16 protein-coding genes and 1 riboswitch are annotated in these 24,238 nt (G+C 57.8%); of the genes, 6 read left to right on the top strand and 10 right to left on the bottom strand.

Going from position 1 to position 24,238, the window contains the following annotated elements; translation table 11 throughout:
• Window positions 1-565 precede the first annotated feature (565 nt).
• The 4 genes from ACVISU_RS28890 to ACVISU_RS28875 form a co-directional block, all read right to left on the bottom strand.
• On the bottom strand, window positions 566-919 hold the full coding sequence (locus tag ACVISU_RS28890) for a hypothetical protein (protein WP_456709152.1): 354 nt from the start codon (window positions 917-919) through the stop codon (window positions 566-568).
• A gap of 290 nt (window positions 920-1,209) precedes the next feature.
• Complete coding sequence (locus tag ACVISU_RS28885) at window positions 1,210-2,448, bottom strand: cytochrome P450 (protein ID WP_456709151.1); 1,239 nt, start codon at window positions 2,446-2,448, stop codon at window positions 1,210-1,212.
• Window positions 2,449-3,034: 586 nt separating this feature from the next.
• On the bottom strand, window positions 3,035-4,108 hold the full coding sequence (locus tag ACVISU_RS28880) for a ribonucleotide-diphosphate reductase subunit beta (RefSeq protein ID WP_456709150.1): 1,074 nt from the start codon (window positions 4,106-4,108) through the stop codon (window positions 3,035-3,037).
• A complete protein-coding gene (locus tag ACVISU_RS28875) occupies window positions 4,099-6,036 on the bottom strand; it encodes a ribonucleoside-diphosphate reductase subunit alpha (RefSeq protein ID WP_456709149.1) in 1,938 nt (645 codons plus the stop codon). Before ACVISU_RS28875 ends, ACVISU_RS28880 begins: the two co-directional genes overlap by 10 nt.
• Window positions 6,037-6,133: 97 nt before the next feature.
• Window positions 6,134-6,349: riboswitch (cobalamin riboswitch) on the bottom strand.
• A gap of 1,399 nt (window positions 6,350-7,748) precedes the next feature.
• On the opposite strand from ACVISU_RS28875, the gene ACVISU_RS28870 reads away from it, so the two are divergent.
• Complete coding sequence (locus ACVISU_RS28870) at window positions 7,749-8,594, top strand: SPASM domain-containing protein (RefSeq protein ID WP_456709148.1); 846 nt, start codon at window positions 7,749-7,751, stop codon at window positions 8,592-8,594.
• A 953-nt stretch (window positions 8,595-9,547) separates the two neighbouring features.
• Complete coding sequence (locus ACVISU_RS28865) at window positions 9,548-11,875, top strand: hypothetical protein (RefSeq protein WP_456709147.1); 2,328 nt, start codon at window positions 9,548-9,550, stop codon at window positions 11,873-11,875.
• Window positions 11,876-12,463: 588 nt separating this feature from the next.
• Here the strand turns inward: ACVISU_RS28865 and ACVISU_RS28860 are convergent.
• From ACVISU_RS28860 to ACVISU_RS28850, 3 genes are all read right to left on the bottom strand, one after another.
• Entirely contained in the window at window positions 12,464-13,204 is a 741-nt protein-coding gene (locus ACVISU_RS28860) for a hypothetical protein (protein ID WP_456709146.1), read from the bottom strand.
• A 1,673-nt stretch (window positions 13,205-14,877) separates the two neighbouring features.
• Window positions 14,878-15,318: a VirK family protein gene (locus ACVISU_RS28855; protein ID WP_456709145.1), complete on the bottom strand. Its 441-nt coding sequence runs from the start codon at window positions 15,316-15,318 to the stop codon at window positions 14,878-14,880.
• Between the two features lie 138 nt (window positions 15,319-15,456).
• Window positions 15,457-15,690, bottom strand: coding sequence for a hypothetical protein (locus tag ACVISU_RS28850; protein WP_456709144.1), 234 nt, complete (start codon window positions 15,688-15,690; stop codon window positions 15,457-15,459).
• 324 nt (window positions 15,691-16,014) lie between these two features.
• On the opposite strand from ACVISU_RS28850, the gene ACVISU_RS28845 reads away from it, so the two are divergent.
• The gene (locus ACVISU_RS28845; protein WP_456709143.1) at window positions 16,015-16,947 is read left to right on the top strand and encodes a hypothetical protein; all 933 of its coding nucleotides are present in this window, start codon (window positions 16,015-16,017) and stop codon (window positions 16,945-16,947) included.
• 1,599 nt (window positions 16,948-18,546) lie between these two features.
• Here ACVISU_RS28845 and ACVISU_RS28840 read toward each other — a convergent pair.
• Window positions 18,547-18,783, bottom strand: coding sequence for a hypothetical protein (locus ACVISU_RS28840; protein WP_456709142.1), 237 nt, complete (start codon window positions 18,781-18,783; stop codon window positions 18,547-18,549).
• Window positions 18,784-18,909: 126 nt separating this feature from the next.
• Between ACVISU_RS28840 and ACVISU_RS28835 the strand changes: the two genes are divergently transcribed.
• From ACVISU_RS28835 to ACVISU_RS28825, 3 genes are read left to right on the top strand one after another with little or no spacing between them, the layout of a single operon-like run.
• Window positions 18,910-19,599: a response regulator gene (locus ACVISU_RS28835; RefSeq protein WP_456709141.1), complete on the top strand. Its 690-nt coding sequence runs from the start codon at window positions 18,910-18,912 to the stop codon at window positions 19,597-19,599.
• Window positions 19,600-19,625: 26 nt separating this feature from the next.
• A complete protein-coding gene (locus ACVISU_RS28830; RefSeq protein WP_456709140.1) occupies window positions 19,626-21,083 on the top strand; it encodes a type II and III secretion system protein family protein in 1,458 nt (485 codons plus the stop codon).
• 9 nt (window positions 21,084-21,092) lie between these two features.
• Entirely contained in the window at window positions 21,093-21,728 is a 636-nt protein-coding gene (locus tag ACVISU_RS28825) for a CpaD family pilus assembly lipoprotein (protein WP_456709139.1), read from the top strand.
• A gap of 171 nt (window positions 21,729-21,899) precedes the next feature.
• On the opposite strand, the gene ACVISU_RS28820 is transcribed toward ACVISU_RS28825, so the two are convergent.
• Together ACVISU_RS28820 and sctT are read right to left on the bottom strand one after the other, a co-directional pair.
• Window positions 21,900-22,937 (bottom strand): EscU/YscU/HrcU family type III secretion system export apparatus switch protein, encoded by a 1,038-nt coding sequence (locus ACVISU_RS28820; RefSeq protein ID WP_456709138.1) that lies wholly within the window; start codon window positions 22,935-22,937, stop codon window positions 21,900-21,902.
• On the bottom strand, window positions 22,934-23,749 hold the full coding sequence (sctT, locus tag ACVISU_RS28815; protein WP_456709137.1) for a type III secretion system export apparatus subunit SctT: 816 nt from the start codon (window positions 23,747-23,749) through the stop codon (window positions 22,934-22,936). Before sctT ends, ACVISU_RS28820 begins: the two co-directional genes overlap by 4 nt.
• Window positions 23,750-24,238 lie beyond the last annotated feature (489 nt).

Below are 24,238 nucleotides of genomic sequence, written 5' to 3'. Positions count from 1 at the left end.
CCTGTCTGGATAGACCGCTTGGCTGACGAGTAGCTGACCAAGAGCGTTCTCCGGGGATGCGCAAAAAATTATGTGGCCTGTGGCTTCATTTCCCGTCGCACCTCCTATGTTGCTGAAGTGCGGGGATGACCGCGTAGGTTGCCGAATAATCAGCTGAAGCACATGACCGCGGACTGACCTGTCCTGGTCTTGATCTGCTTTTCCGAATGCGACAGTACAGGCCGCGAGGCGATCCGTGATCATCCTGCCTCCAGAGCAGTGGTGAGTTCACACGAACTGGATCCAAATGCTGGAGAACACCAGGCAACGACTGTGGTCAGGCAGAAATTGGCCAGCGTAGATCGATCAAGATCTACGACCCCGCACGCGTCTCACTATCCGGCAAGGAGACTTCGAGAAGAGTTTACGAAGCCAACGGCAACGCACCGACCGTGATGAAACGTTGAAAGCCGATCAGCAACAACATTAGCCCCCGTGCGAAGCGAGCAGAACCGACGTTGCGCAGGTCCCTTTCAAACTACATCTCGCCGAAGCCAGCACCCATCCAGGCTCAATCAGAATACCCTCATAGACATATGGCAGCGAGCGTACCAAGCGCACCGAGCATCAGCCCGATCAGCGAACCGGTTGTCGGAACGTCTCTAAAGAGGAGAAGAGTGAGTATCGGCTCCACCACCAGAATAGCTCCCACAGATATTGCGACAATGATCCAAATATTCTTCAGATGCATGTAGCCCAGCGCGTATCCGAAAACGAGAAGGATGCCACCGAAAGATATCAGCAGAAACATCGGCAAGAGCATTGTCACATCCCCGCCGGCTTTTCCAAACCGCCTTGAGGCAATCAGCTCGGCGATGATCGAAATCGCTTCTCCAACGAAAATCGCTGCCACCGCTACAATCTTCAATATCAAGCTCATCGGCCTTTACCGTTGCAGCTATCCAGGAGGCCCGGAGATAGGGCATTTGGGGGGCACCGTTGGCGTTGCCTTTTTCGCTTATCCGGCGCCTGCAGGGCGCCGGGCCGGCTCAACTGTCACTCCTTACGCGGGCTCGTCAACGCCTGCCTGATTGCCGACCGGCTCGCGACATGCAGCGATTGTTTGGCGCCGATCAAGCCGCTTTCGCTAGCGGCGTCAACGAATGCGGTTCAAGACGAGCCCAACCGCACCGCGTGCCGCCGGCCGCCGGCCGCCGACGCGATCAGGGACTAGGCTGCAATCCGCACTGGAAGTGAGGAATAGCCGCGCACGAAATTAGATGCGATTCGCTCGGGTTCGCCGACAACGCTTACGTCTAGCCCTGCACGCAATATTTCGTCCCAGAGGATATTCAACTGCAATTGCGCAAGGTGCCGACCAACGCACCGATGGATACCAAATCCGAACGATAGATGCTGCCGCACATTCTTGCGGTCGATCACAAAGCTGTCGCCATTCTCGATAACTTCTTCATCTCGGTTGCCAGAGATATACCACATAACGACCTTGTCGCCCTTGCTGATCTGCTTGCCACCCAGAATGCAATCTGCCGCGGCGGTACGGCGCATATGGGCGATCGGTGTCTGGTATCGAATAATCTCCGACACGGCGCTCGACACGAGCGCAGGGTTATCGCGCAGTTTTCGCAGCTCGCCGGGGTACTGATTCATGAATAAGACGCCGCCGGTCATCGAGTTGCGGGTGGTGTCATTGCCTCCGACGATCAGCAGGATCAGATTGCCGAGAAACTCATCCGGCTTCATATGGCGCGTGTCGGGCGAATGTGCCATCAAAGAAATCAGGTCCAGCCGCGGCTCGGCATTAATGCGCTCGTTCCAAAGTCGCGTGAAATACTCAAGACATCCGGACAGGATTGTCCTTCGCTTTTCCCAGCTGTCGATGGCATGGCCGGCTCTCGGAGGTGTGACAGCTACATCTGACCAATAGGTCAGGAGCCGTCGGTCTTCGAAGGGAAAGTCGAAGAGCGTGGCAAGCATCTGCGTCGTCAGCTCGATCGAGACCATATTCACCCAATTGAACGGATCATTGCGCGGCAGCCCGTCCAGAATCACCCTGACCCGCGAGCGGATCAGACTTTCAAACTTCGCCAGGTTATCCGGTGCAACTATCGGACTTACGGTATTGCGCTGCCCGGCGTGTTTTGGAGGACCCATCTTAATGAAGCTCGGGGTCCAATGCTCGTCAGGCACATCGACGATGGTGACACCGTGTTCTGACGAGAATGCCTTATGGTTTGTATCCACCGCGACAATATCGCGGTACTTCGTGACGGACCAATAGGGGCCATAGCAGCTATCTTGGCAGTAGTGAACGGGATCCTCCCTTCGCAGCCGCTCGAAGTACCCCCATATGCTATCATCCTGAAAGCGCTTGGCTTCGCTAACATCCAGCTTGCTCAGCGGGATACTCGACGCCTCATCGGCTCTACGTGCCGATCTCGCTTTCATGATGGTCTCCGCAGATTTTGTTCATTCGAGAGCATACGGGTCCGCATAGTCGCTCTCCACGACCGTCCTCTTGTGTTGATTGCGAGCATGTCCTCGCTCCAACAGAGTATCTCAAAGCGCGAGCCGGCCTCTCCTACCATTTCCGGCAGTCAGAACCGCATTGACTTTCCATATCGATCTGCTTGTGGCTGGCCGAGAGCCATCATCCCATGGTTCGGCGCCAGGGCTGCGCTGTAAAGGGGCGCAAGCTCAGAACGCAGCTCCGCCACCCGCATGCCGCGAGGCTAAGCTTGTCAAACTCGCAACACATACGCGTTTGAGCACCGACCGAGTGCGCAGGTTCACTATCGACTGCCTGCTCTGTCGACGCCAGAACGGCCGATCCTCCACAAGCATAAGGACTTGAGCGACTGATGGTGAGTGGCGCCAGATCCAGCGGCTTTGCTGTCACGGGTCCGCGATAATCATTTCGAGCGGACCAGATCGATGTCACGCGATGTGGCCTTCCTGCGCGGTCTCCAGCGGATTTTCGCGAAAAGTCCTAGGTGCACCAGAATCGAAGAGCAAAAGCGTTGTTGCGTTCGTGCTAGATACGGCCGAAAGTAGCCCATACTCCCTCTTCGCCGTCCCAGCTGCCGCGGCTCGCTGCCTTGGAGTACTCCGTAGCGCGCTGCTCGAAGAAGTTGGCGTGCTCGACCCCATTGAGGATCTCGACCAGCCAGGGCAATGGATGCGGCTTGAGCTGGGTAAACCCGCTCTGACCAGCCTCAAAAAAATCGAAGACCGGGGCAATCCCGAGCTGGGTCAGCCGCCAATCGGCGACATAGCGGACATAGGCATGGATCTGCTCAGGGCGCATGCCATCGATCTCGCCGAGACCAAAGGCGAGATCAACGAAGTTTTCCTCCAGCTTCACCATGGTCCTGGCGACGTCGATGATGTCGTCGCTAACGGAGCGCGTCACCGCGCCAGTTTCGCGGTGCCATTCGTGAAATAGCTTGATGATGCCCTCGCAGTGGAGACTCTCGTCGCGCACTGACCAGCTCACGATTTGTCCCATGCCGTTCATCTTGTTGTGCCGCGGAAAGTTAAGCAGCATGGCAAAGCTCGCGAACAAAGCCATGCCTTCAGTAAAGGCGCCGAACATGGCCAGCGTGCGAGCGACGTCGGCCACAGTATGGACGCCGAATTGGTGCATGTAGTCAGCCTTGGCGCGCATCTGCGCATAGCCGCGGAATGCCTCAAACTCGGCCTTGGGCATGCCAAGCGTCTTGAGCAACAACGCATAGGCGTCAATATGGACGGTCTCCATATTGGTGAAGGCAGCCATCATCATCTGCACGGTGAGCGGCTGGAAAATCGGGATGTAGCGCTTGAGATAATTGTCACCGACCTCGATGTCCGATTGAGTGAAGAAGCGGAATATCTGGGTGAGCAGCGCGCGCTCGTTGGCAGTGACACGATCCGACGCCCAATCCTTGAGGTCGGAGCCGAGCGGAACCTCCTCGCCCATCCAATGGGTCTGCTGCTGACGTTTCCAGAACTCGTAAGCCCAGCCATAGCGATCAACGTCATAGCTTCCGGTCGAGTCCAGGAGGCCGACCCGTCCCTTGCCGATCAACGTGCGCGGATCGACAGCCGAGAGGTCAATCACTGACATGCAAGGCACTCCTCATAGTCGGTGCGCTGCGGCTGCGGTCGTTCCGCCTCGTCACGGCCGCTGATTTTGCCGGCGAACGCTGCGCGCGAGATCGACTTCGAACGGCAGTAATAGAGGCTTTTCAATCCGCGCTCCCATGCCGTCCAATGCAGCATATGGAGATCCCACTTATCGACGTCGGCCGCCAGATAGAGGTTGATCGATTGGCTCTGGCAGATGAACGGCGCGCGGTCGGCGGCGAGCTCGATGATCCAGCGCTGATCAATCTCGAAAGCGGTGCGAAAGATCGCTTTCTCGTGCTCCGAGAGGATGTCGAGATGAGCGACCGATCCCTCGTGCGCTATGATCGACTGCCATATCGCCGGGGTGTTGGCGCCCTTGGCCGTGAGTACCCTGGCGAGATGCGGATTGCGCACCGAGATGGCGCCAGACAATGTCTTATGGGTGTAAATGTTGGCCGGGACTGGCTCGATGCAAGCGCTCGTGCCGCCGCAGATAATGCTGATCGAGGCGGTCGGCGCAATTGCGATCTTATGGCTGAATCGCGCCATCACGCCGCGTTCCAGCGCATCCGGGCAAGGGCCGCGCTCGCGAGCGAGCGTCACCGACGCCGCGTCGGCATCACGCCGGATTTTCCGGAACATGTTCAGATTGAACGACTTGGCCAGGACGCTCTCCATCGGAATGCCCTTGGCCTGAAGGAACGAGTGGAAGCCCATGACACCTAGGCCGACGGAGCGCTCGCGTAGGGCAGCATAGCGGGCACGCCTCATGCCCTCCGGCGCCACCGTGATGAAGTGGGTGAGCACGTTGTCAAGGAAACGCATGATGTCTTCGATGAAGCCCGGCTCCTCGCTCCACCGGTCCCATGTCTCGAGATTGAGCGATGAGAGACAGCACACCGCGGTGCGCTCCTCGTCGCGATGATCGATGCCGGTCGGCAGGGTAATTTCGCTGCACAAATTGGACGTTGAGACCTTGAGGCCGAGGTCGCGCTGGTGCTTGGGAAGGGCGCGGTTCACGGTGTCGATGAACAAGAGATAAGGCTCGCCGGTCTGCAGCCGGTTCTCAAGGATACGTTGCCACAGCTGGCGAGCGTCGATCTCGCGAACCATTTCGCTGGTCTTTGGACTGCGAAGCGCGAACGCTGTCCCGGCTCGCAGGGCATGCATAAATTCGTCAGTAACGTTGATGCCGTGATGCAGGTTGAGGCTCTTACGATTGAAGTCGCCGGACGCCTTCCGGATCTCAAGGAACTCCTCTATCTCGGGATGTTGGACATCGAGATAGACTGCCGCCGAGCCTCGCCGCAACGAGCCTTGACTGATCGCCAGCGTCAGGCCGTCCATGACGTGGATAAACGGGATGATGCCCGAGGTGACACCGCCCTTCACCTTCTCGCCGATCGAGCGAACATTCCCCCAGTAGGTACCGATGCCGCCGCCGTTGGAGGCAAGCCAGACGTTCTCGTTCCAGACGCCGACAATACCTTCGAGCGAATCCGAGACCGAATTGAGGAAGCATGAAATGGGTAGACCACGCGAGCTGCCGCCATTCGAGAGCACCGGCGTCGCCGGCATGAACCACAGTCGGGACATTGCATCATATAGACGCTGAGCATGTGCAACATCGTCCGCAAACGCGCACGATACCCGCGCAAACATGTCCTGGACGCCTTCGCCCGCGAGCAGATAACGGTCGGTCAATGTCAGCTTGCCGAACGATGTCAGGAGGCTGTCGCGCGATCGATCAAGGGCAAGGTCAGACGGCTTTGGAGCTGGCGCGAGGGGACGCGGCAGCGGGGCCAGCGATGGAGGCTGCGCAACAGACCGCTGAAGCGGGGCAAGCTCTGCCTGTGCGTGCGCTGCCCGCACACTGGATGGTGTAACGAGATGCCCCTGTTGATCGAAATCAAAAGACGGCGACATCGGCAACCCCGCGATGTTTGGAGCCGGGGCCGCGGACGACTTGCAGGGAGACAAACGTCCCTCAGTGCAAGCGCTCCACCGGGGCACCCCGCCCGAGGACGTTTGTTCTGTCGCGGCAGGTCTCCTGGCTTGCGGGTCGCTGCGGCTGTCGACCTTCCCGGCGCGTTTCTGCGCCAGTGGCCCATGATGACAACCGCTCACCGCCTACAGTTGCGGGGGCAGCCCCGGAGTAGCCGTTCGGCGCACCGGGTTCCCTCTTAGCTTCCTGTCCTACAAGATAAAGGGTGGAAGAACCATGACAGATCTACATCTAGGCGTCACATGCCGAGATTCGTCAAGTCTCGTTTGGGGTACATCAAGCTTCAGAAGAGGACACCGCGAAGTCCATGAATGGAGCGGCCGGCGCCGAGCACCGGTATGTTCCGATATCCATACACGTCCACTTGTGGCTGTTCAGGCAAATCAATCCAGAAATCCGGCCGACCATTCATCAGTCTATGCTGATCTGGAACGTAGATCCTACCAAAGGCTCTGAGACCGTTTTTTCCGTTCCGATGAGTATGAGCGGATCTTCAGCTCAAGATCTTCGAAGCTATCAGCGTCAACGATCCAGATGAAATCGTGTCTAAGGCGCTGGAAAGCTATCATGGACGTAGCCGACGCAGTCAGCTCCTCGACGCACGACGCTCCCCGCGCGATCTCGCTGCTCGAACGGCTGAGGGCCCTGAAGAACACGAAAGCTCATCGAGCTCGCAGCGGCTAAGCCGCTGTAAGCGCGACGAAACCGGCTCCCTTCGTGAATTTACCGTCGGCGCAAGCCTTGTCTCACAATGAAGGAGCAGGTCCGTCCCACCGAGATCGCCTGGTCAATATCTTTCTAGCCAGTATAGCTGCTGTTCGGCGCGCATAGCAGATCGATTTGGTCGCGGCGCATCTAGGTCGCCGCCCTTCTGATCAATTCGGCACGTGCCCGGTGCATGTTTGTAGCGGACCAATTGTCTGGCCCATTCTCGCGATCTGCCGATAAAGGCTTCGCCTACTGTTCGGTGCCCAAAGAAGTCAGGTTGGTCCTACTCGGCCGCGTCCATCAGGATTTCCGGATCGTTCGCGCCTCTCATCGCGACCCAGAGCACTCTTCGCAACACGCGAAAGCCTCCAGGGCCGTGCTGGATCACGCCCGACGCGCTTGAATCGTACCCGACGTCATGTTGCAGGATTCGGCGCAAGCCACGACTGTTTGGCAAACAAGCTTGGCATTTCGGACCCGATCGGAACAACGTATGTCGCCTCTGGGCCGTCCCATGTCGGCGATTGACTGCCCGGTCCGGCGACACGGAGATGATGTGGTCCTCAGGATCGAGCACCTCCCGGAGCCCGATTTGCGGCTCTCCTCGACAACATTAAGAGCTGTCGAGCTGACGTGTTTCTGGAGGAAAGGAGGATGCTAGGCGCAGACATGGTGGTAGGCGGCAATCGACACCCAGAGAGAGGAGCGCCGTACGGGTCCTCCTGTACCCTGTTGTCGAAACCAGCGTGGCAAGGCACGGGCTTCATTCAAGGCATCTGGCCCAACGTCCAAACTCCGGTTGCGATCGTTTCAGGCAAGGCGCGACGCTGCGTTAGCTGCGCTCGATCTGCGGCAATTGCCTGCTCCGGCACCTGAAAGGACCAGATACATGACGGCATACCCTAGGGTCTTACAAGAGTTGCGTGTGGTTGAGCCCGGCCATCGGGTATTGGAGATAACCACGACCACCGGCTGCATCGTCAGATGTTCTTATTGCTCCCAGGACAAGTTTGCAGATCGCCAAAGGCCCGTATCCCAAGCCAAGCATCTGGGTGTTCAGGATTTCAAGCAATGTCTCTCACGCGTACCGACAGCTACTGGCATTAGTTTTTCCGGATATTCGGAACCCTGGTTGCATCCGCATTGCAGCACGATGGTTGAGCATGCTTACGCACGCGGCCACGACGTCCGGATCTTCACGACCCTTGTTGGAATGAACAGGACTGACGTTCGACGTCTGCAAATGCTCCGATTCAAGACTTTCGTCGTGCACGTTCCCGACGATGGCACTTATATGAACAGCCGCCTCGTCGGAAAAAACTACATCAATGTCATGCGCCGACTGATTGAGGCAAACATTCCCTCGATTCAATTTGTGATCTTGGGTAAAATCCATCCTGATCTAGCCGATGTAATCCCCGCCAAAAAGCTGCAACGCTTGCGGCCGCTGAGTAGCAGGCGAGGACATATAGATCCGAAAATGATCACCCCGCGGCAGCCGATCGCCGGCACTCTGACATGCAATGGGAAACAGCAACATCGGAATGTCCTTCTTCCAAACGGCGATGTTACTTTGTGCTGCATGGATTTTGAGCGGCGTCATGTCATTGGGAATCTTTTGCGCGACGAGTACGAAGATCTGTTCGAAGGCCGGATCTTTAGCGAAATCGCCGACCGCATGAACGGTACGGATGGCTTTCTACTTTGCAGGACGTGTGAATTTGCCAAACCGGAGCCGGAATGCTGTAGGGCCCCTGCCCGCGCGCTGTGAGGAATGGCGATACCAATGGAAGCTCGCCGCACCAGCTGGACTAGTGCCAGAAGGCGGATCAGAGCGCGCTTCGGCGAAATGCACGAGCCGGGGCCCGCCGTAAGAGAGCCCCGAGGATCGCCTATGTTCAACTGGTGCGACTGGAGGTGGTAGATGCTTTTCCGGCAGGATGACGAACGATTCGGCCTCGCGGTTGATCTCGTGCCTCTCGATTGATCCAAAAGCCCTTGCCGTGTTCAGTAATTCAACACCGCTCTCCAATGGAAGTTTCGAGAGTACAAGAGAGCGTAACGGGCCTGCCCCACATGCCCGCCTTGACGCGACCAACGTTGCGCTTGCAATTCAGCAAGGTGAATAGCTACAGAATATTTCATCCACGATCGATCACAACGACATCGACTTGCGGATCGTCCCAAGAAAACCCGCACACGGCGGCGCCGGTGCCGTCAGCTCCCACAAACCGTGCGATGTGGGCATCCGACAACTCGTTCCCCGGAAGGTCATCACCTGCGCATCGTGAGATGCTGCCGCAGAATCAACTGCGACATTGTACGCTGATCTTCCGCTCAATAGGACGCTCATAGCGCAAACAGTATTGGCCGACGACCGTTCTCATGGGGGGAGGGATTATCCGGCTGAAGGAGCGATACGCTCTCCTCTCATCAATCGCGAACTCGGCCAATGGCAGACCGATCATCACGATGACAGGCCTGGGATCCTCGCGATCGCGAGCTGAGCGTTGGATCGAGGTCCTCGCATCGCATTTCAGTTCGAACCTCAGTTGAAGGATTTGTCATCCTGCGCTCTCCTTTTCGCGACGCGAACACACACCATCGCCTTGGGTGCCGCCCTTGTTCGCTATCATTCTCTGTCGTGCTTGGGGGCCACGTCAGGTTTTGGACAGCCACCGCTAGTACCGAGGCGCCGAGACCGATGCAAGCGGAGACGCGACCATGAACCAATTTGACAATATCAACCCTGCCGGTAATCGTCCCGCTGCGTCTGAGACAACCGTGGAACAACCGCAACCGCAGCAAGTCCACTTTGAGCAGCAGCTCGCAGACGCGCAACAGCTGGGGCCTATATATGATCACAGGCAGCTTTACGATGTTAGTGAGGAAGACGATCGCCTGATCCAGGCAGCGTCTGGTGTGGCCCTCGAGCGAGGACCACTGCCCGGGCCGACAACCATCAGCATTTACGATCGCCGCCTTCGCAAGTTGGCTGAGGCTCTGAAGGAGGATGGCAAATCTATGGCAGCCCTCGATGATGATACGTTGCTCGATTGCGCCAAGAAGCTATTGCCAAACGATAAGGTTATCGCCCCAGCATTGTCGATGGTCAGCCGCTACCGCAAGCCTGGCGCCGCCGCTCGGATCACCGCGACACATTACCGTCCATCGGACGAAGACGAACGCCTCATTAGGAAGGCTGCCGAGGCAGGCTTCGGTCGAGGGATCGACGCGAAAACGGCCGGAAATTACGCAAGCAGTCTTCGGAAGTTGGCGTCAGCTCTCCGCCCCCTGTCCATTGCCAGGCTCAGTGCCGACAAGTTGCGCGGTCACGCCGATACTTTGTTCCCGAAAGACACGAAACTCCGCTACGCTTTGAACAGACTCCGCGACTATCGCGCGGGCGTCAGGCAGGACAATTTAGAAGGACAAGGAGGTGGCTCGCATCCGCCAACTCAGCCGGCCGTGCGTTCGTCCATGCTGACTGTCGAGAACCAGCTTTTGGAGAATGCTGCGGATCAGGGCGTATTGCTGGCTGGCAATCTCAATGCTCCGGAGGTTTGGCGTGAAATGGATTTGGCCGCTCATTCTCCCCCACAAAGTGTCGCGCAGGATCTGCTTTTCGACAACGCGGCGCGGAGCGGAGAGCTTGCGGTCTCCTGCTTCGATGCACCGTTACTTTGGCAGGGAATGCGCGCCCCCGCTTTCTCGTCCGTACAGAGTTTTGCTCAGGAAGAGCTTTTCGATGCTACGGATCGCGAGAGCCTGATGGCAGCCGCACCCTACGATCAATCGGCGCTTTGGCGAACGATGAGCTCAGCCGCCCGTTCGAACCTGCAAAGCGCCGACCAAGGGGCGCTTTTCCATGGCATCGATCGAGATGATTTGCTGCCGGGGATGGCCTTCGATGCACCGGAACCGGCGTCGCGGGTGAATCTGGTCGTCCCTTCGCCCGTGCAAAGCATAGCCCAGAAACAGCTTTTCGAAGCCGCGGATCTGGAGGGCTTCCTGGTCGCGGACGATCTTATTGTGCCGGAGTTTTTGCGGGAACTGGAGTCAACTGCCAACCTGCCCATTAAAAGTGCCGGCCGAGAAGAGTTTCTCGATGCTGCAACCTCGCAGCCGAACTCGCGACTGCGGAACCTTGCCTCTGAAGAATACCTCGCACGGACGATGGACCAAGGCGGTGCCGCCCCGGCCACAACGCCATTCCCAGCCAGCGAAAGCTTTGATGCTTCTTTGGTCGTTCCAGATGACTTCTCCCACGGCAACCAGCCCGCGCCGGATATGATGCGCTCCAAACTGGGCCATTGGGGTCTGTTGCCGGACGCGACGCAGCCGGTGAAGACCTACGACATTCACGGCGAGCCCTATACTGCCGTGTTAGGACCCGGAGGACACAATGATATTCAGCTTATTCATCTGCGCTCTCTCGCCGTCGGCGACACGTTTGATGTTTCATTCGCCGTGCCGAAGGACTTTTCCCATTGCACCCAGCCGGCACCCGACATGATGCTTTCTCAGTTGGGTAATTGGGACTTCTTGCCTGATGCGGAAAATCCGGTGATGAACTATGAGATTGCCGGTGAACGCTACACGGCCGTATTGGGACCGAGAGGGCCCAACGACGTTCAACTTATCCACCACCCTGGGTTCGTTTTGCGGGGTGAAGCTGCGCTTGTGACGCCGACGGCTCCCCCGCATATCTATAGCGGCCCTGTATCCGGGTTGAATCCACCCGCCACGCTCGAATTACGAAAGGACGCCCCTTCGACACTGGAGCCAAACCTTCCACTGCCGTCTGCGGCTTCGGCATGGAGCCATCAGCCGGCCCCGCAAATGCCTGAACTCGGAGAGTTGTTCGGCCCAGACTGGAGGGACGGCCCCCGAGAGGCTTCGCCTTTCGTGATCGACATGCTCCAAGACCTGGGCCTTCTGCCGAGCCAGGGCGTCCCCATGACCTGTTTTTTGATCCACGGTCAGCCCTACACGGCCGAAAGCTTACCCGGAGGCCGCATTCTTCTATTTCATCGGCCGCAATTTGACTGAGTGAGGTGCTCGTTGGCACCTTGTACGGCTACTCAGGCCGCGAAATCACATCGAAGCGTTTGCTTTTAGAGAACTTAAGACCGCAAGCGCATCAGAAGAGAGCTCGGCAAACTGTATCCGCGAGCGCGGAGAAGACCTTCAAAGACGCCGCTGGACATCTTCGCCTTCAACGTCGGTGACGGCCAACACGTCCTTCATATTGAGAATGTCGGCATAGAGATGGACGCCGTCCACGCGGTAGGCGAAAGCTCATGAAGGACGATCAAGAAGAGCCTTTGAGAAGACTCTCTCCATGCGACTTGTCCGAACCATCGATTTCGTCAAGTTCGCCGAAACCAAGAATGCCGCCCTTCTTACGTTCTCCTCGGCTTGGATCATCGGTACGATGAACCAACGAGCCAGGCCAGCTTGCCACTTGGTTACAACGTCGCATTCTGCGCAGCGCTTCTTCTCTTCGCTGTGGGCGGTCTGGTTTGTATTCTGTCGTTTGTCCCGCAGGTGTTGGCTCAGTTTTTCGAGACGGATGACGACTCCGTCAGCTTGCTATATTGGGGCGCCGCGCCGAGCACACATTCAGGCGCTGCCTTCTTATTCCATATGCGAGGCGCTCCAAACCCTGATGGCCCGGGGTGCCAGTCTGGTATCGACGAGTTTGCTCCAGGACTTGCCTACTTCGATCCAGCGGCATTTTCGCGCGGGCAAGGTCTCCAGCACTTTTTGGGCAATAGGTGCGAGACTCGCAGCTTCGGAGGTTGGGTCGCGGCCAGCATCTGCAAGGATTTTCACGGCGGTCTCTTTGGATCGCATCCACGCCGCTTCGGTGAACCTGCTCTCCGAGAAATACTCGAAACAGGTGCGAAACGTCAGAGCACGGCCGATGACCTTATGGTTTGGTAATCCCGTCTCACTGAGCCATCGGCGCAAATGGTCGCACCATTCCTTGCTGCTCAAGTCGAGAAGGTGGTCACCTTCGAAAATCAAAAGCGCCGCCATGCCGGCGATTTCACATCGCACGTCCTCATCTTGTTTTTCGAACCATTCGCGGATTGCTTGCAAGGGCGTCCTCGGCATCCCGGCCGCGCCGGTCCGTTTGAACGGGACGACGTTTTCCAGTGGGGGCATGCGCGGCCAAGGCTTGCCCTTTGCGTCCCATAAGACCCAACGCCCTGCGATCGCTTTTGCTTCTTCCGGTGATCTGGTCCGCCAAAGCTCCTTGAGCGCCTCGCCGACGTAGTATGAAACATCCGCCTTCAGGCCACGTGTACGCGCGATTGCTGCTAGGCGTCCGGCGTCAAGGAGCCGGGCCGCGAAGTTGTTTTCTGCGTTCATCTTCCGAGGTCTTCCGCGCCCTCTACAGCGCGTCCCGTTCATTCTGCTCTAAGCGCACTACAAACCCGCTATTCATGCCGTTGAAAGTTATCGGCGACGTGACAAGACGCCCGCCGGTATCGGACGAGCACACGCCGTCTGCCTTAGGTCACGCCGCTAACTTCGGTGGCCAGCCATGGCCGCAACTTGCGATGGTAGCCATGCGGGCAGGCCCCTAAGCATGGCTAGGGGTGTGCATTCTTCGTGCCAAGCAATAGTCGACAGTTTGGATGACGTTTGTGTTGGGTTTGTCTGTTTCCCGACATACTAAGGTCCCGATCCTAGCAGTAGAGCTTGTCCGCAGCGGCTCATCTTGATGCTGCCGTCTCCGCAACCACGCCAGCGACGTCGCTGGTGGATCAAAAAGCTTCTGTTTTCGCTATTGGCGCTTTAAATCGGCCCCCGGCAACAGCGCTTGTTCGTACAAAATTCCCGCTCCAAGCTGGTCGCGGTCACTCTTAAACACACAACCTGCGCTCCAATCATCTCAATAGCAGTCTGGCCATTGGTGATTGTGCTTTCTATCTCAGGCGTCTTTAAAAATCTTTCGGCAACGACGGCAGTTTAACGTCGCCGGCACGTGCATACGAGAGAGATGCACTGATACCCTATTAGGACAATTTTCATTCGCCGACTTCTTGGCAACTTAATGAACGTATCGCCTACCGAGATCGACTCTAACAGATCGTTCTTTTCCGAGGACGATCATTTCTTTACTTTCTTCCATCGCCAAAAAAGGGGATGACTGGCTCTCAACTGTTGAGGAGGTCGATCGGCGCCGTGTTGTGTTTGCCTTAGTCGAATAAGTAATTTATCGAGTTGGCGCGTCGGCTTCGCCGATTTGGCTCGATGCGCGCCGAGGCTCCCATCCCGGCCTTCGATTACGCCCCTCGCGAGGGGCTCCACCCCCGGCGCCCACGAGGGCCGTTGCGTTCGCCGCGGCCGTCTCTCCGGCCTTCCGCGCTGCGCTTGTGCGGGCTGAGTCATCCCCCTCGGCAGCGTCGTCCCTGCGTGTGCCCCCCGGTCTCAGTGGGCTGGGCATGACGATTCAGCGTGGAAGTCTGCGCTGAATCGTTAGCTCAAAAGGAAAACTGGAAAATCAAGAATTGCGTCCAAACGACAGCTTAAGCGGCGTGCAAACCCACCGCGGCAGGTCTTAGGCGGGATGGTTCAATCACCGTGACCACATTTGGAACCACGACACTCTCAGATGAACGGACCAAAAAGACGCGAGATCCATGATACAAGCGCATTGTCGGGCAGCCGAGGAGTAAGCGTCATCATCGCGGGCCGGCAGCTTGAACGGATTGAATCCTCAAATGATCGCGGATCAGGTGCGGACGTTACTTTGGAAAGACCCGTCTGGAATGTTCAAATGACAGGCCTGTCTCCGAACAATATGAGGATAGCCGGAACCGCCGATCTTTCGATAACTGCCGTTCAATGATGATCGATGGCCGTCGTACGATACCTTTAGACAGCAAGTTCGCGCACTCGATGCGCTTCAGGAAGGACGGCCAGAAACAATCTGGCCGTCTCTCACGATCGAAACCATCCATCATGACGTGCGAAGGTATTTGCACAGTTAAAGGATCACGGTTTCGAAGCGCGCCCCCTTGCGCTGTACTCTTCGTTTACCAGATGAACTTAGCGCCATCCGGCAGTTCGCAGATGAACTCGCCGTGATTCACGAGTTCGGTGCTCCCGACGACAAGCTTCGAGGCCCGCACCGTGAGCTTGCCTTCTCGGCTGAGGCTATGGCGGATGTACTCGGTCACGGCATGTCCGGAGCTGTCCACCGTTTGGTGCGCGTTGGCGAAGCTAATGCCGTTCTGGGGGGTCACCCTGAAGGCATTGATGACCAGACCAGCCTGAGTTGCCGATGCAGCTTTGCCGCCCTCCGCAGGGGTACAGCGGCTCATGTCCAGGACGAGCTTCACATTCTTGCCGGTCTGCAGGGCGTTGAGCACCTCGGTGTATTTCGGTGAGGCCTCATCGGCTCTCGCCATCGTGCTCGCGCCTACGATCGAAAGCAAGGACAACACGATCGCCAGTCCCCTGCCAGTGCACTTCATACGTTCTTCTCCCTCGATAAGTATCACAGATCGCACATTGCGAGACGTCGTGCTCCAAAGCCGATTGGCGGATTCAAGACATCATGCGCGCCTGCCACAAAGACAACCAGCGCAGCTAGGCGCAAGAGGTTGTGACGGCTATTCCGACGTCACAACCTCGTAGGTGAGGTTTGCTAAAGCCGCTCGCCCGCCCGTGCGAAATTGATTAGAACGATTTGATCGAGCGTCGGCCGCTTGAAAAACACAAAACTGCAACCGGTCGCGCTCGTCCATTGATGCTGATCCGACGGCCGAGAGGGCCGTTCTTGCATCTTTGTAAGCAAACGACTTGAAACGAACACGTCGGTCCGTCGCATCCGCCAGCTCGTTCATATGATAGCTCAGGACTGCGGCCCCAAGAGGGCGTGGCCGCAATGAGGTGGTGGAGCGAACCTCGCGCGGCGGTCCGAACAAGCTCAGTCAAGGGGGCCCGATCTCGGCTTATTTGCAACAGAAATGACAGAGGGCACCAGACAGCGCCGACTTCTGATGCCTAGTATTGCGCGCCTTCCTTCTGGCTGACGATCGCCTCACTGACCAAATCCATCCGGCCCCTCAAAACCCAAAGCAAATGGCTTTCTTCCTGGTCCGTCAGCTTCTCGAAAGCTGCGCCTGCAATAGTCTACTCCAATAGCCGGCGCTCGAATGGAGACTGAAATGAACGTTGATCCCCGGGTTGCCGCAGACACTAAATTCGAGGCTCACGACGTGCTGCAGCAGCCGAGCCGCGACGGGCGTTGCGAGAATCAAGCAAGCTTTAAGCAGCAGCTGGATGACCTGGACCTAGATGACCAGGCTTCGGTCTTCCGAAGGAAGGATTCAGTCTCGTCAATACCAGACTCCACAACCGGCACGTCCTCGTCTGCGCCGAGCGAGGCTCCGAAAGCCGGTTGCTATCCAGCCACATCATTTGTCAGCGCCCGCGCCCAACTTGCCGCAACACTGACGGGTGCCACTCTTGAAGCGCTCAGGAACGAGATCAACCTTGCCGAGCGGGAGTCAGCGCGTTGGTCACCCGCGATCGCACCTCCCGTCGATCGGGACCGTGTATTCGAGGACGTGGCGGGCTCGTCATACGTCACACTGCGGCGCTTTCAGAATCAGAACAGCGATTGCAAGGCGCGCGCCGAAGAACACACAAGCGCAATATGGCATGTCCGTAACACGGCTCGGGATCACTCTTCCGTTGGATACCCGCTAGAGCGCTATCCTCTCGACCGGGCGCGCCAAGCTGGCTGGCATATGCGCGGCAAGACAACCGCATCTGCGTTCGTATCGTTGGTCGAGGATCCGGAAAAGCTCGCCGTTTCGCGCGATACTTGGGCGAGAGCGATCGCCAACTATGCGGACGCGCTGCACACCTACACGGTACCTAAGTCCACGGTCTGGACGCCCGACGACGTGCTGAGCAGCATCGGGCTTGGAATGAACGCCGAAGATCCGGACCACATCGACGGGGACGTCGATTTGATGTGCTCACTCGGCAGAACTCCAACCCGAGAGACTGAGCGCCTGTTCCTAGGCGGCAATTTGGAGAGCTACCGAACCGCCCGCGAAGCAAATCCCTACAAGCGTGGGAGTAATGAATAGATACTCGGTCTATCCCGCAATTTATCAGACCAAGATAACCACCTCAAGGAAGACTTGGAGCACGGCACACCTCACGCGCAACGATTTGAGCATAGGGCGTCGCCCCTACCAACGCGCTACGGGCGGGTTGACGGCTCCGAGAGCGACAGTCGCACTACGACGGTCGGGAGGAGCTGGCCGTTCGGGACATCCTCGTTTCTTGGCTGCGTTCCGACATCGCACGGCCTCAATTTGTGAGTGGCCATCACACGTGGCCGGCGGCGTGATGAAGTAAGCTGCTGAACGCGAAGCATCGCCCCTTTTAGCTAGCTCGACCTTACATTGACCGCGCGATCAACGCTTTGGCCCCGATCGCTTCAGCTATTCATTCGTCTGCGGCAAGCGATACTGTTGCAGCAGGGCCGATCCGTCACCTGGATGTGTTCCATCAAAACAATCGATTTTCCCGGTGACACCTAAGCGCCTCATAGTCGACCGCGATCTATGGAGGCAACATTCAAAATGACGTCTGGTAGTCGATTCTCTCCTCAGTTCCTTGATGATCAAATTGGCTCGCGCGATCGCTCGTCCGCATCTCGGCTATTAGCTCATGCTCGTCACGTGAACGCGTACCCACCTCGGTCTTCCCGCAATATTGCCACACATGAGGCGGGTCCGTCGCTCGCCCGACTGTGACGCCATGGCTTTGCTCAAAACCCTGGCACGAACGGCTGGCTCTTCGTGCGCATCCATGGCTCTGGCGCTAAGCTTGATCGGACGGCGAAATGATCACGGCCCGGACATCGCGAGACAGACCGCCATGCGAAGGTTGATGGTCTGGTCCAAACTGTTTCACCCGCTATCTCTCAGGGCTTTCGAGTTTGATGGCATCGCCACGAGCAGTCAAAGGCACTTGAATCTCACCTAGCGTCAGATTGTAGGATTTCCGACAGTCTCGCGACAGAATCCGCTCGCGTGAAATCTTTCCGACAGGTAGCAAGAAATGCGAACGTCTCGAAAACTCAATGCTCGGTGGCTCCGCCTCGATAGCTTCTCTTCAGAGCGGACATCGTGCATCGCCTCTGCGCACAGCGGAGGACGAAGCGCACCATGTGTAACCAGGGCTAGATCCAGCCGGCGAGAAGGAGGGGGGCAGCCGCAATTTTTCTCATGCCGGTCACACACCGAGTTAGAAATCAAATCATTGATTCGCCGTTCATCCCGTGTGACGACACGGTGCCGGCGTAAGCACCTCAGTCGATGCGCGATGACAACACCGGATTCGCTTCGTTCTTCGTTCGCAGCATTCGCTCCGCGGCGGCGTGAGAGGACTTCGGCGCGTCCGAACTTCGGGACGCTTGGCACCTCACGTGGCAATCACCAACCGGCGAGAGGATGCCTAACAGGCCGATAGACGTACTGATCTTTTTGTCATGCATCTCGGCCTTATCCAGCACTCGGCCAGATGCAGAGCGCGTGAACCGTCTTAAATGCGCGAGAAAACTTGCATTGTCGTGGCTCGACGACAGTACGGGCTCAACGCCTAGCAAGGACTGACCGCGGATTAAGACGAATTGGGGGAGTTTCCAAATGTCAGCTTCGCTAGTCTGTTCGGCCAATTCAGCCGCCCTCGCCTGCGATTTCGTTTCGATCCTGCGGTTTGGCGCAATCGCCCCTGCAGGCGGCGGCCTCGGCCCACAGATGTATCAGCGCGCTGCCAAGGCTTTCAACGTTATTGGAAATCGCAGAGCTCCTGCCGACATACAGGGTCTTTTGAACCCAGTCGCCGGCGGACGCGATGCGCGGCAGGCCGCCTATCCGATGACGATAGACCGGCAGACATTGATCGCCCGTCACTATGCTCAACCCTGGCATCTCCGACTTTTCGAATTCGCGTCAGAGCGGCCGCCTCTCGGATCCACCGAGCCTCATGGTCAACCGTGACTCGCTCAAGTCCTGCCGAGGATGGACGAGAGGCAATGAATGCGAATTCTCCTGGTTGATCATCATGCCGACTTTGGTCGCGCCGTGAAGGAAGCGCTCTTGGATTGCGGCTTCGCCGTTGATGTGACGCGTACACTGGAAGAGGCGTCGGCCGCGCTGGAATGCGCGAACTACCACATGGTCCTGCTCGAATCTATCTTGCCCGACGGAGACGGACTTGAATGGCTGAAGCAGTTGCGGCGCGAGGGACGATCAATGCCGGCGATGATGATGAGCAGTCTCAATGATCTCAACCGCCGAATTGCGACTTTCAATGCAGGTGCAGATGATTTCCTGCCCAAGCCCGTGGCTATCGACGAACTTATCGCCCGCATGCGAGCTATTCTGCGGCGGTCGACGCAAATGACGGCGCCGGTGGTAACATTCGGCAACCTGCATTTCGACCCGATCGCAAGGCAAGTCTCGGTTGGCGGCCGGATACTGAGAATTGCGCGGCGCGAAGTGTGCATTCTCGAACATCTGCTCAACCGCGCCGGCCGCACCGTGCCGCGCACATCGCTGGAAGATAGCTTGTATGCGTTTGACGACGAGGTCTCGACCAATGCGCTGGAAGTCGGGATCTATCGCTTACGCGCGCATTTGAACCAGGCCGGTGCGACGCTCAGGATCAAGACTGCGCGCGGCGTCGGCTACACCCTTGAACTCGTTGGCGCAGCATCGGCTGCCTAGCAATCTAACTTGAAAGCAACAATCCCTTGAAGGTCGTCAAGAATGCTGCCGGCGCCAGTCTGCCGCCGATGGTCATCATCTCGCAACGCTCTGCCGCCCTGCCCCGCTTGTGCTACGTCCTGTGCGGGCTTGCTCTGCTGTTTCCACTTGCTGGCGCAGCCGAGACAAAACGGGACGGCAAAGGAGAGCCTGCACGTGCGGCGCCTGGCAGCACCACCGGCACGCTCAACCTCACCTCCTCGCAGGGCAAGACGGTTCATCTGAACGCGCCGGCAGCGAGCATTTTTGTTGCCGACCCGGCGATCGCCGATTACCAGGCGCCATCGAGCAGTACGATATTCGTATTCGGCAAAAAATCCGGACGAACCAGCCTGTTCGCCTTGAACGAGAACGGCGAGGCTCTCGCCGAGCTGCGCGTCGTTGTCACCCAACCGATCGAGGACCTGCGTGCCACGCTGAAGGCTGAGATCGGCGATTATCCGATCCAAGTCAGCTATACCCCACGCGGCGCAATCCTTGGCGGTACGGCTCCCAACGCCGATATCGTCGAGACGGCCAGGAAGGTGACCGAGCAGTTTCTCGGTCCGGGTGCGCTGGTCGTCAACAAGATTCAGGTGGCAGGTTCGCTGCAGGTGAATCTGAGTGTGCGGGTGGCAGAAGTCTCCCGCAGCGCCGTCAAGGACCTCAATATCAATTTCACGGCTTCCGGTCCGAACGGCGCTTTCCTTGTCACCGGAAAAAGTGGCGGTTCCGCGCCGGCCCGCGGCGGCGGCACGATCGGCATCGGGTACAGCGCTGGCAATACCAACCTGAGCGCTGTTCTCGATGCACTCGCCAGCGAACACCTCGCCTCGATCCTGGCTGAACCGAACCTGACCGCCATGTCTGGGGAATCCGCAAGTTTTCTGGCCGGTGGCGAATTTCCAATTCCGGTGATGCAGGACAACCGGCAAGTCTCGGTCCAATTCCGACAATTCGGAATCAGCCTGGAGTTCGTCCCGACCGTCCTCAGCAATAATCAGATCAATATCCATGTGAAGCCTGAAGTCAGCGAACTGTCGAAAGAAGGCGAGGTCAGCGTCAACGGAATATCGGTGCCCGGTCTCTCCACGCGTCGTGCCAGTACTGTCGTCGAGCTTGCCAGCGGCCAAAGCTTCGCCATTGGGGGGCTCATCAGGCGCAATTTCAGTACCGACATCGACACTTTTCCTTGGTTAGGAGATGTTCCGATCCTTGGTGTGCTGTTTCGCTCCTCTTCATTTCAGAAGCAGGAGACCGAACTGGTCATTATTGTCACTCCCTACATCGTCCGGCCGGGATCTGGCCCGGGCAAGATGAGCGCTCCAACTGATCGCATCGGGCCACCTTCGGACGCAGGACGCACCCTGACGAATACGCTGGCTGGTTCATCGAAGGGCCGTGAGGCGGCGCCGGCCACGGCCAGATCGGGTGCAACCGTCGGTGCCGGCTTTATCATTGAATGAGGACTGCCAATGACCTTGCGACGACACCTATGTCTTTTGATCGCAGTTGCGGCTGCCCTTGGCGGATGTGCAAACAGTGCTGCGATTTCTTCTGGACCGGCCGGACAAACGGTCAGGGTGGAGCGGAAGACCAGTGTCCTACTGCTTCAAAATCTTCGTCGCAACGAGAGGTACGGCCTGCGGGATTTCATTGCGAATGCCAGCCGCGGCAGGCGCGATGCACTCCAACTCGACGTAGCCGGCTCACCGCGGCTCGTAGCGCAAGTTGCCCATGAGGCGCGCGCGATGGGCATTGTCCCCTACAATATCCGCCTGTCCGCCTCTCCCGTCGACCTACCCGCACATTTCGGGGTCCGGATCGAGGCAATTACCTACGAAGCACATCCTGCCGCCTGTCCGCCGTTCGCCGTCACCGGCCCTTCTCTAGGCGACAATTCTTTCGATCCAACGCTTGGCTGCTCAGTCCGCAATAACCTCGCAGTCATGGTCAATGATCCCGGCGACCTGCTAGGCAATAGCGCCGTCATGCCGACCAGCGGTGATCGTGCAGTGCTTCCCATCACAGCGCGTGGGCCCGCGGCGACCGGCAATCGCAGCAATTTGGAGGATGGAGCCCAAAACAAGGGTGCGCCCGAAACCCAATAATATCCGGCCAGGACCAATGACGCTGGGCACTCTGGTTTCCATGTCAGTTTTGCGATCGGCCGACGAGCTCGTGGACTCCGTTCTGTGCTCTGCCGTTGTTTTTGGTTCGCGGAGCGTTTGCCAAGTTCTGCGACAATAGGGGTCTTGACCGATGGTCCGAGCGCGTCGACGCTACACAAGGCCGGCGGCAAACACCGCCTTTGCGACCCTCTCAAAACAAACCATGGGAACGGCCTTGCCCATCGCACCTTTACTGATCAGCTGACGCGCCAATACATGATCCTCGACAATGCTCAGACGCTGGGCCCGCGCCTGCGCAAGTAACTGTAACGCCACCTCGCCTTCACCGCGGCACACCAGGACCGGGACGCCTGTCTCGCCCCGCACGTAGCGCAGCCCAATCACCGTCGCCGGTCCAGTCAATATCAATGTTGCCTGGTGGATGCCGAGCGGAGACTCGTTCGCCGACTCACGACGAAGCCTGCGGTGTTCACCCTTGATGTGCGGATTACCATCCTGTTCCTTGGACTCGCGCTTGGCCTCGCTCTGCGTCATGCGCATGTCGCGCAGGAATAACCAACGCTGAATGAGGAGATCGGCGAGCCCACCAATCAGAAAGGCGACGGCAGCAATCGCTATCAGCACTTTCAGCTCGTTAAAGACAAAACCAAGGCAGCTTAAATCGCACACGGGCAAATAGACCAATGCCCTCCAACCTGAGAGCACAGTGAACACGAACGTGGCACCAAGAACCAATACTTTGACGAGGGACTTTCCAAGCTCCACAAGCGAGCGCTGGGACACAATCCGCTTCAGCCCTTTGACCGGATCCAATTTCTCAAAGCTAGGTTTCAGTGGCTCGACGGAAATCGTCAGCCCGCCGTTGGCCAAGACGCCGGCCAAGATGGCCGCAACCAACGCCGCACCCAGGATTGGGGCTACGGCTGCCATAGCAAGGTCCATCAATCCGACCAATGCCTGCCGGACCGCACCGTTAAATGGCTGGCCCTGCAGCTTGTCGATGAGCCGCACTGCTTCGCGCCATCCGTCTTCGATCGGGCCTGCCCTGAAGCACAAGCAGCCGAAACCAGCGCAAAGGCTTGCCGCGGTCACAAAGTCGGCGCTACGCGGACTCTGCCCTTTCTTACGCGCGTCCCTCAGCTTCTTGTGGCTCGGTGGAAGCTTTTTCTCCTCACTCGTGTCATTCATTTCAAGAACTTCTCGAGCCAATCCAGTACACCGTCGAACTGAACGATCTCGGCTCCCATATATTCGATCAAAAAGACGGTGTAGCTCACCATGATGATGCCAAAGGCGGCATTCTTGATGGTCGGAGAGAGATCGTTCAGCTTGATTTGCGGCGCAAAGCGCCCAAGCAGCATGAGGGATACGTCAATCAGAAGCAGCAGAGCCAGCACAGGCCCGGCGACCACGAGCGTCGCATGCATGATATGGTCGAGAAGCTTGATAAATTCCATTGCTCCCTGCTGGGTCAGGGGCGGTAGCAGCCGATACACGGGCCAGATCAGATAACTCCCGTAAAGGCATCTGACCATTGTCTGCAGGCCTCCCGATACGACGAAGATCGTAACCGCCGCAGTTCCGAGAAAGAGCCCCATTGCGGAGGTTTGGCTGCGTGTCGTCGGATCGTCTACCTGACTGGAGATGCCGCGCTGGGTATCAATGATGTCACCAACGGCTTGGATGCTCCAAAGTGGTATGCTGAGCAGAAAGCCGAACAATAGGCCGATAAATATCTCCTTCACACCGAGGAGCGCGACCGCAATCATACGGGTGCCGGGATCCAGCGCCTGCAAGCCGCTCTTGATTTGCATCAAGCAAGGCAATCCAATTACAACCGTCGCGCTTGCGCGGATCATCCCGCCAATGTGCGGCCGCGTGAATACCGGATGAACCAGCATAATGCCAAGCGCACGGGCCGCGCTAAGTCCAGCCGCAACGACGAATTCGACGGCAGTCTGAACCAGACTTTGCGTCTCGGTGGGTGACAACGCATCCATTTGAGCTCAGCTCACCGCTCGCTTCAAGCCAATCTAATCGCCCGGGCGCCTCGCCATTATGCGAGTCGTCAACTCTGCTGGTCATCTACCTTCTGTCCTAGCGGCTGCAGATCGACATACCTAGCGCTAGGGTCACGTCACTTGCGCTTCAACTCTCCGCAGCCACGGCTGTCCACCAATAAGGTATGACCATCTCAATGATAGGACCCGCCGAATAGCGCCGCTACCAGGCTAGCAAGCCAAGCTCCTTTGGCTGTCACCGGCCGCAGGGCGGTTTCTGGTGACCTGGAGCTTCGGAGCTTGCATCAATTCAACAGTTCGCGGCGATCGGTCTCGGCCGGCACTTCATCGCGGCTTGATCCATCAGATCGTCAAAACCCTGCGCCCACTTGAGATCAAATCGGTTCGCCTATCCACCTAGTTAACAACTCGCCAGGTTATGCATCGAGGGCCAGGCCTCACAGCAGGTCATTTCATCGTGGAGCCAGA

The sequence above is a fragment of the Bradyrhizobium sp. USDA 4452 genome (assembly GCF_054063575.1).
The sequence above is the reverse complement of the archived record's forward strand: the minus strand, read 5'-3'. Positions and strand labels throughout refer to the sequence as shown.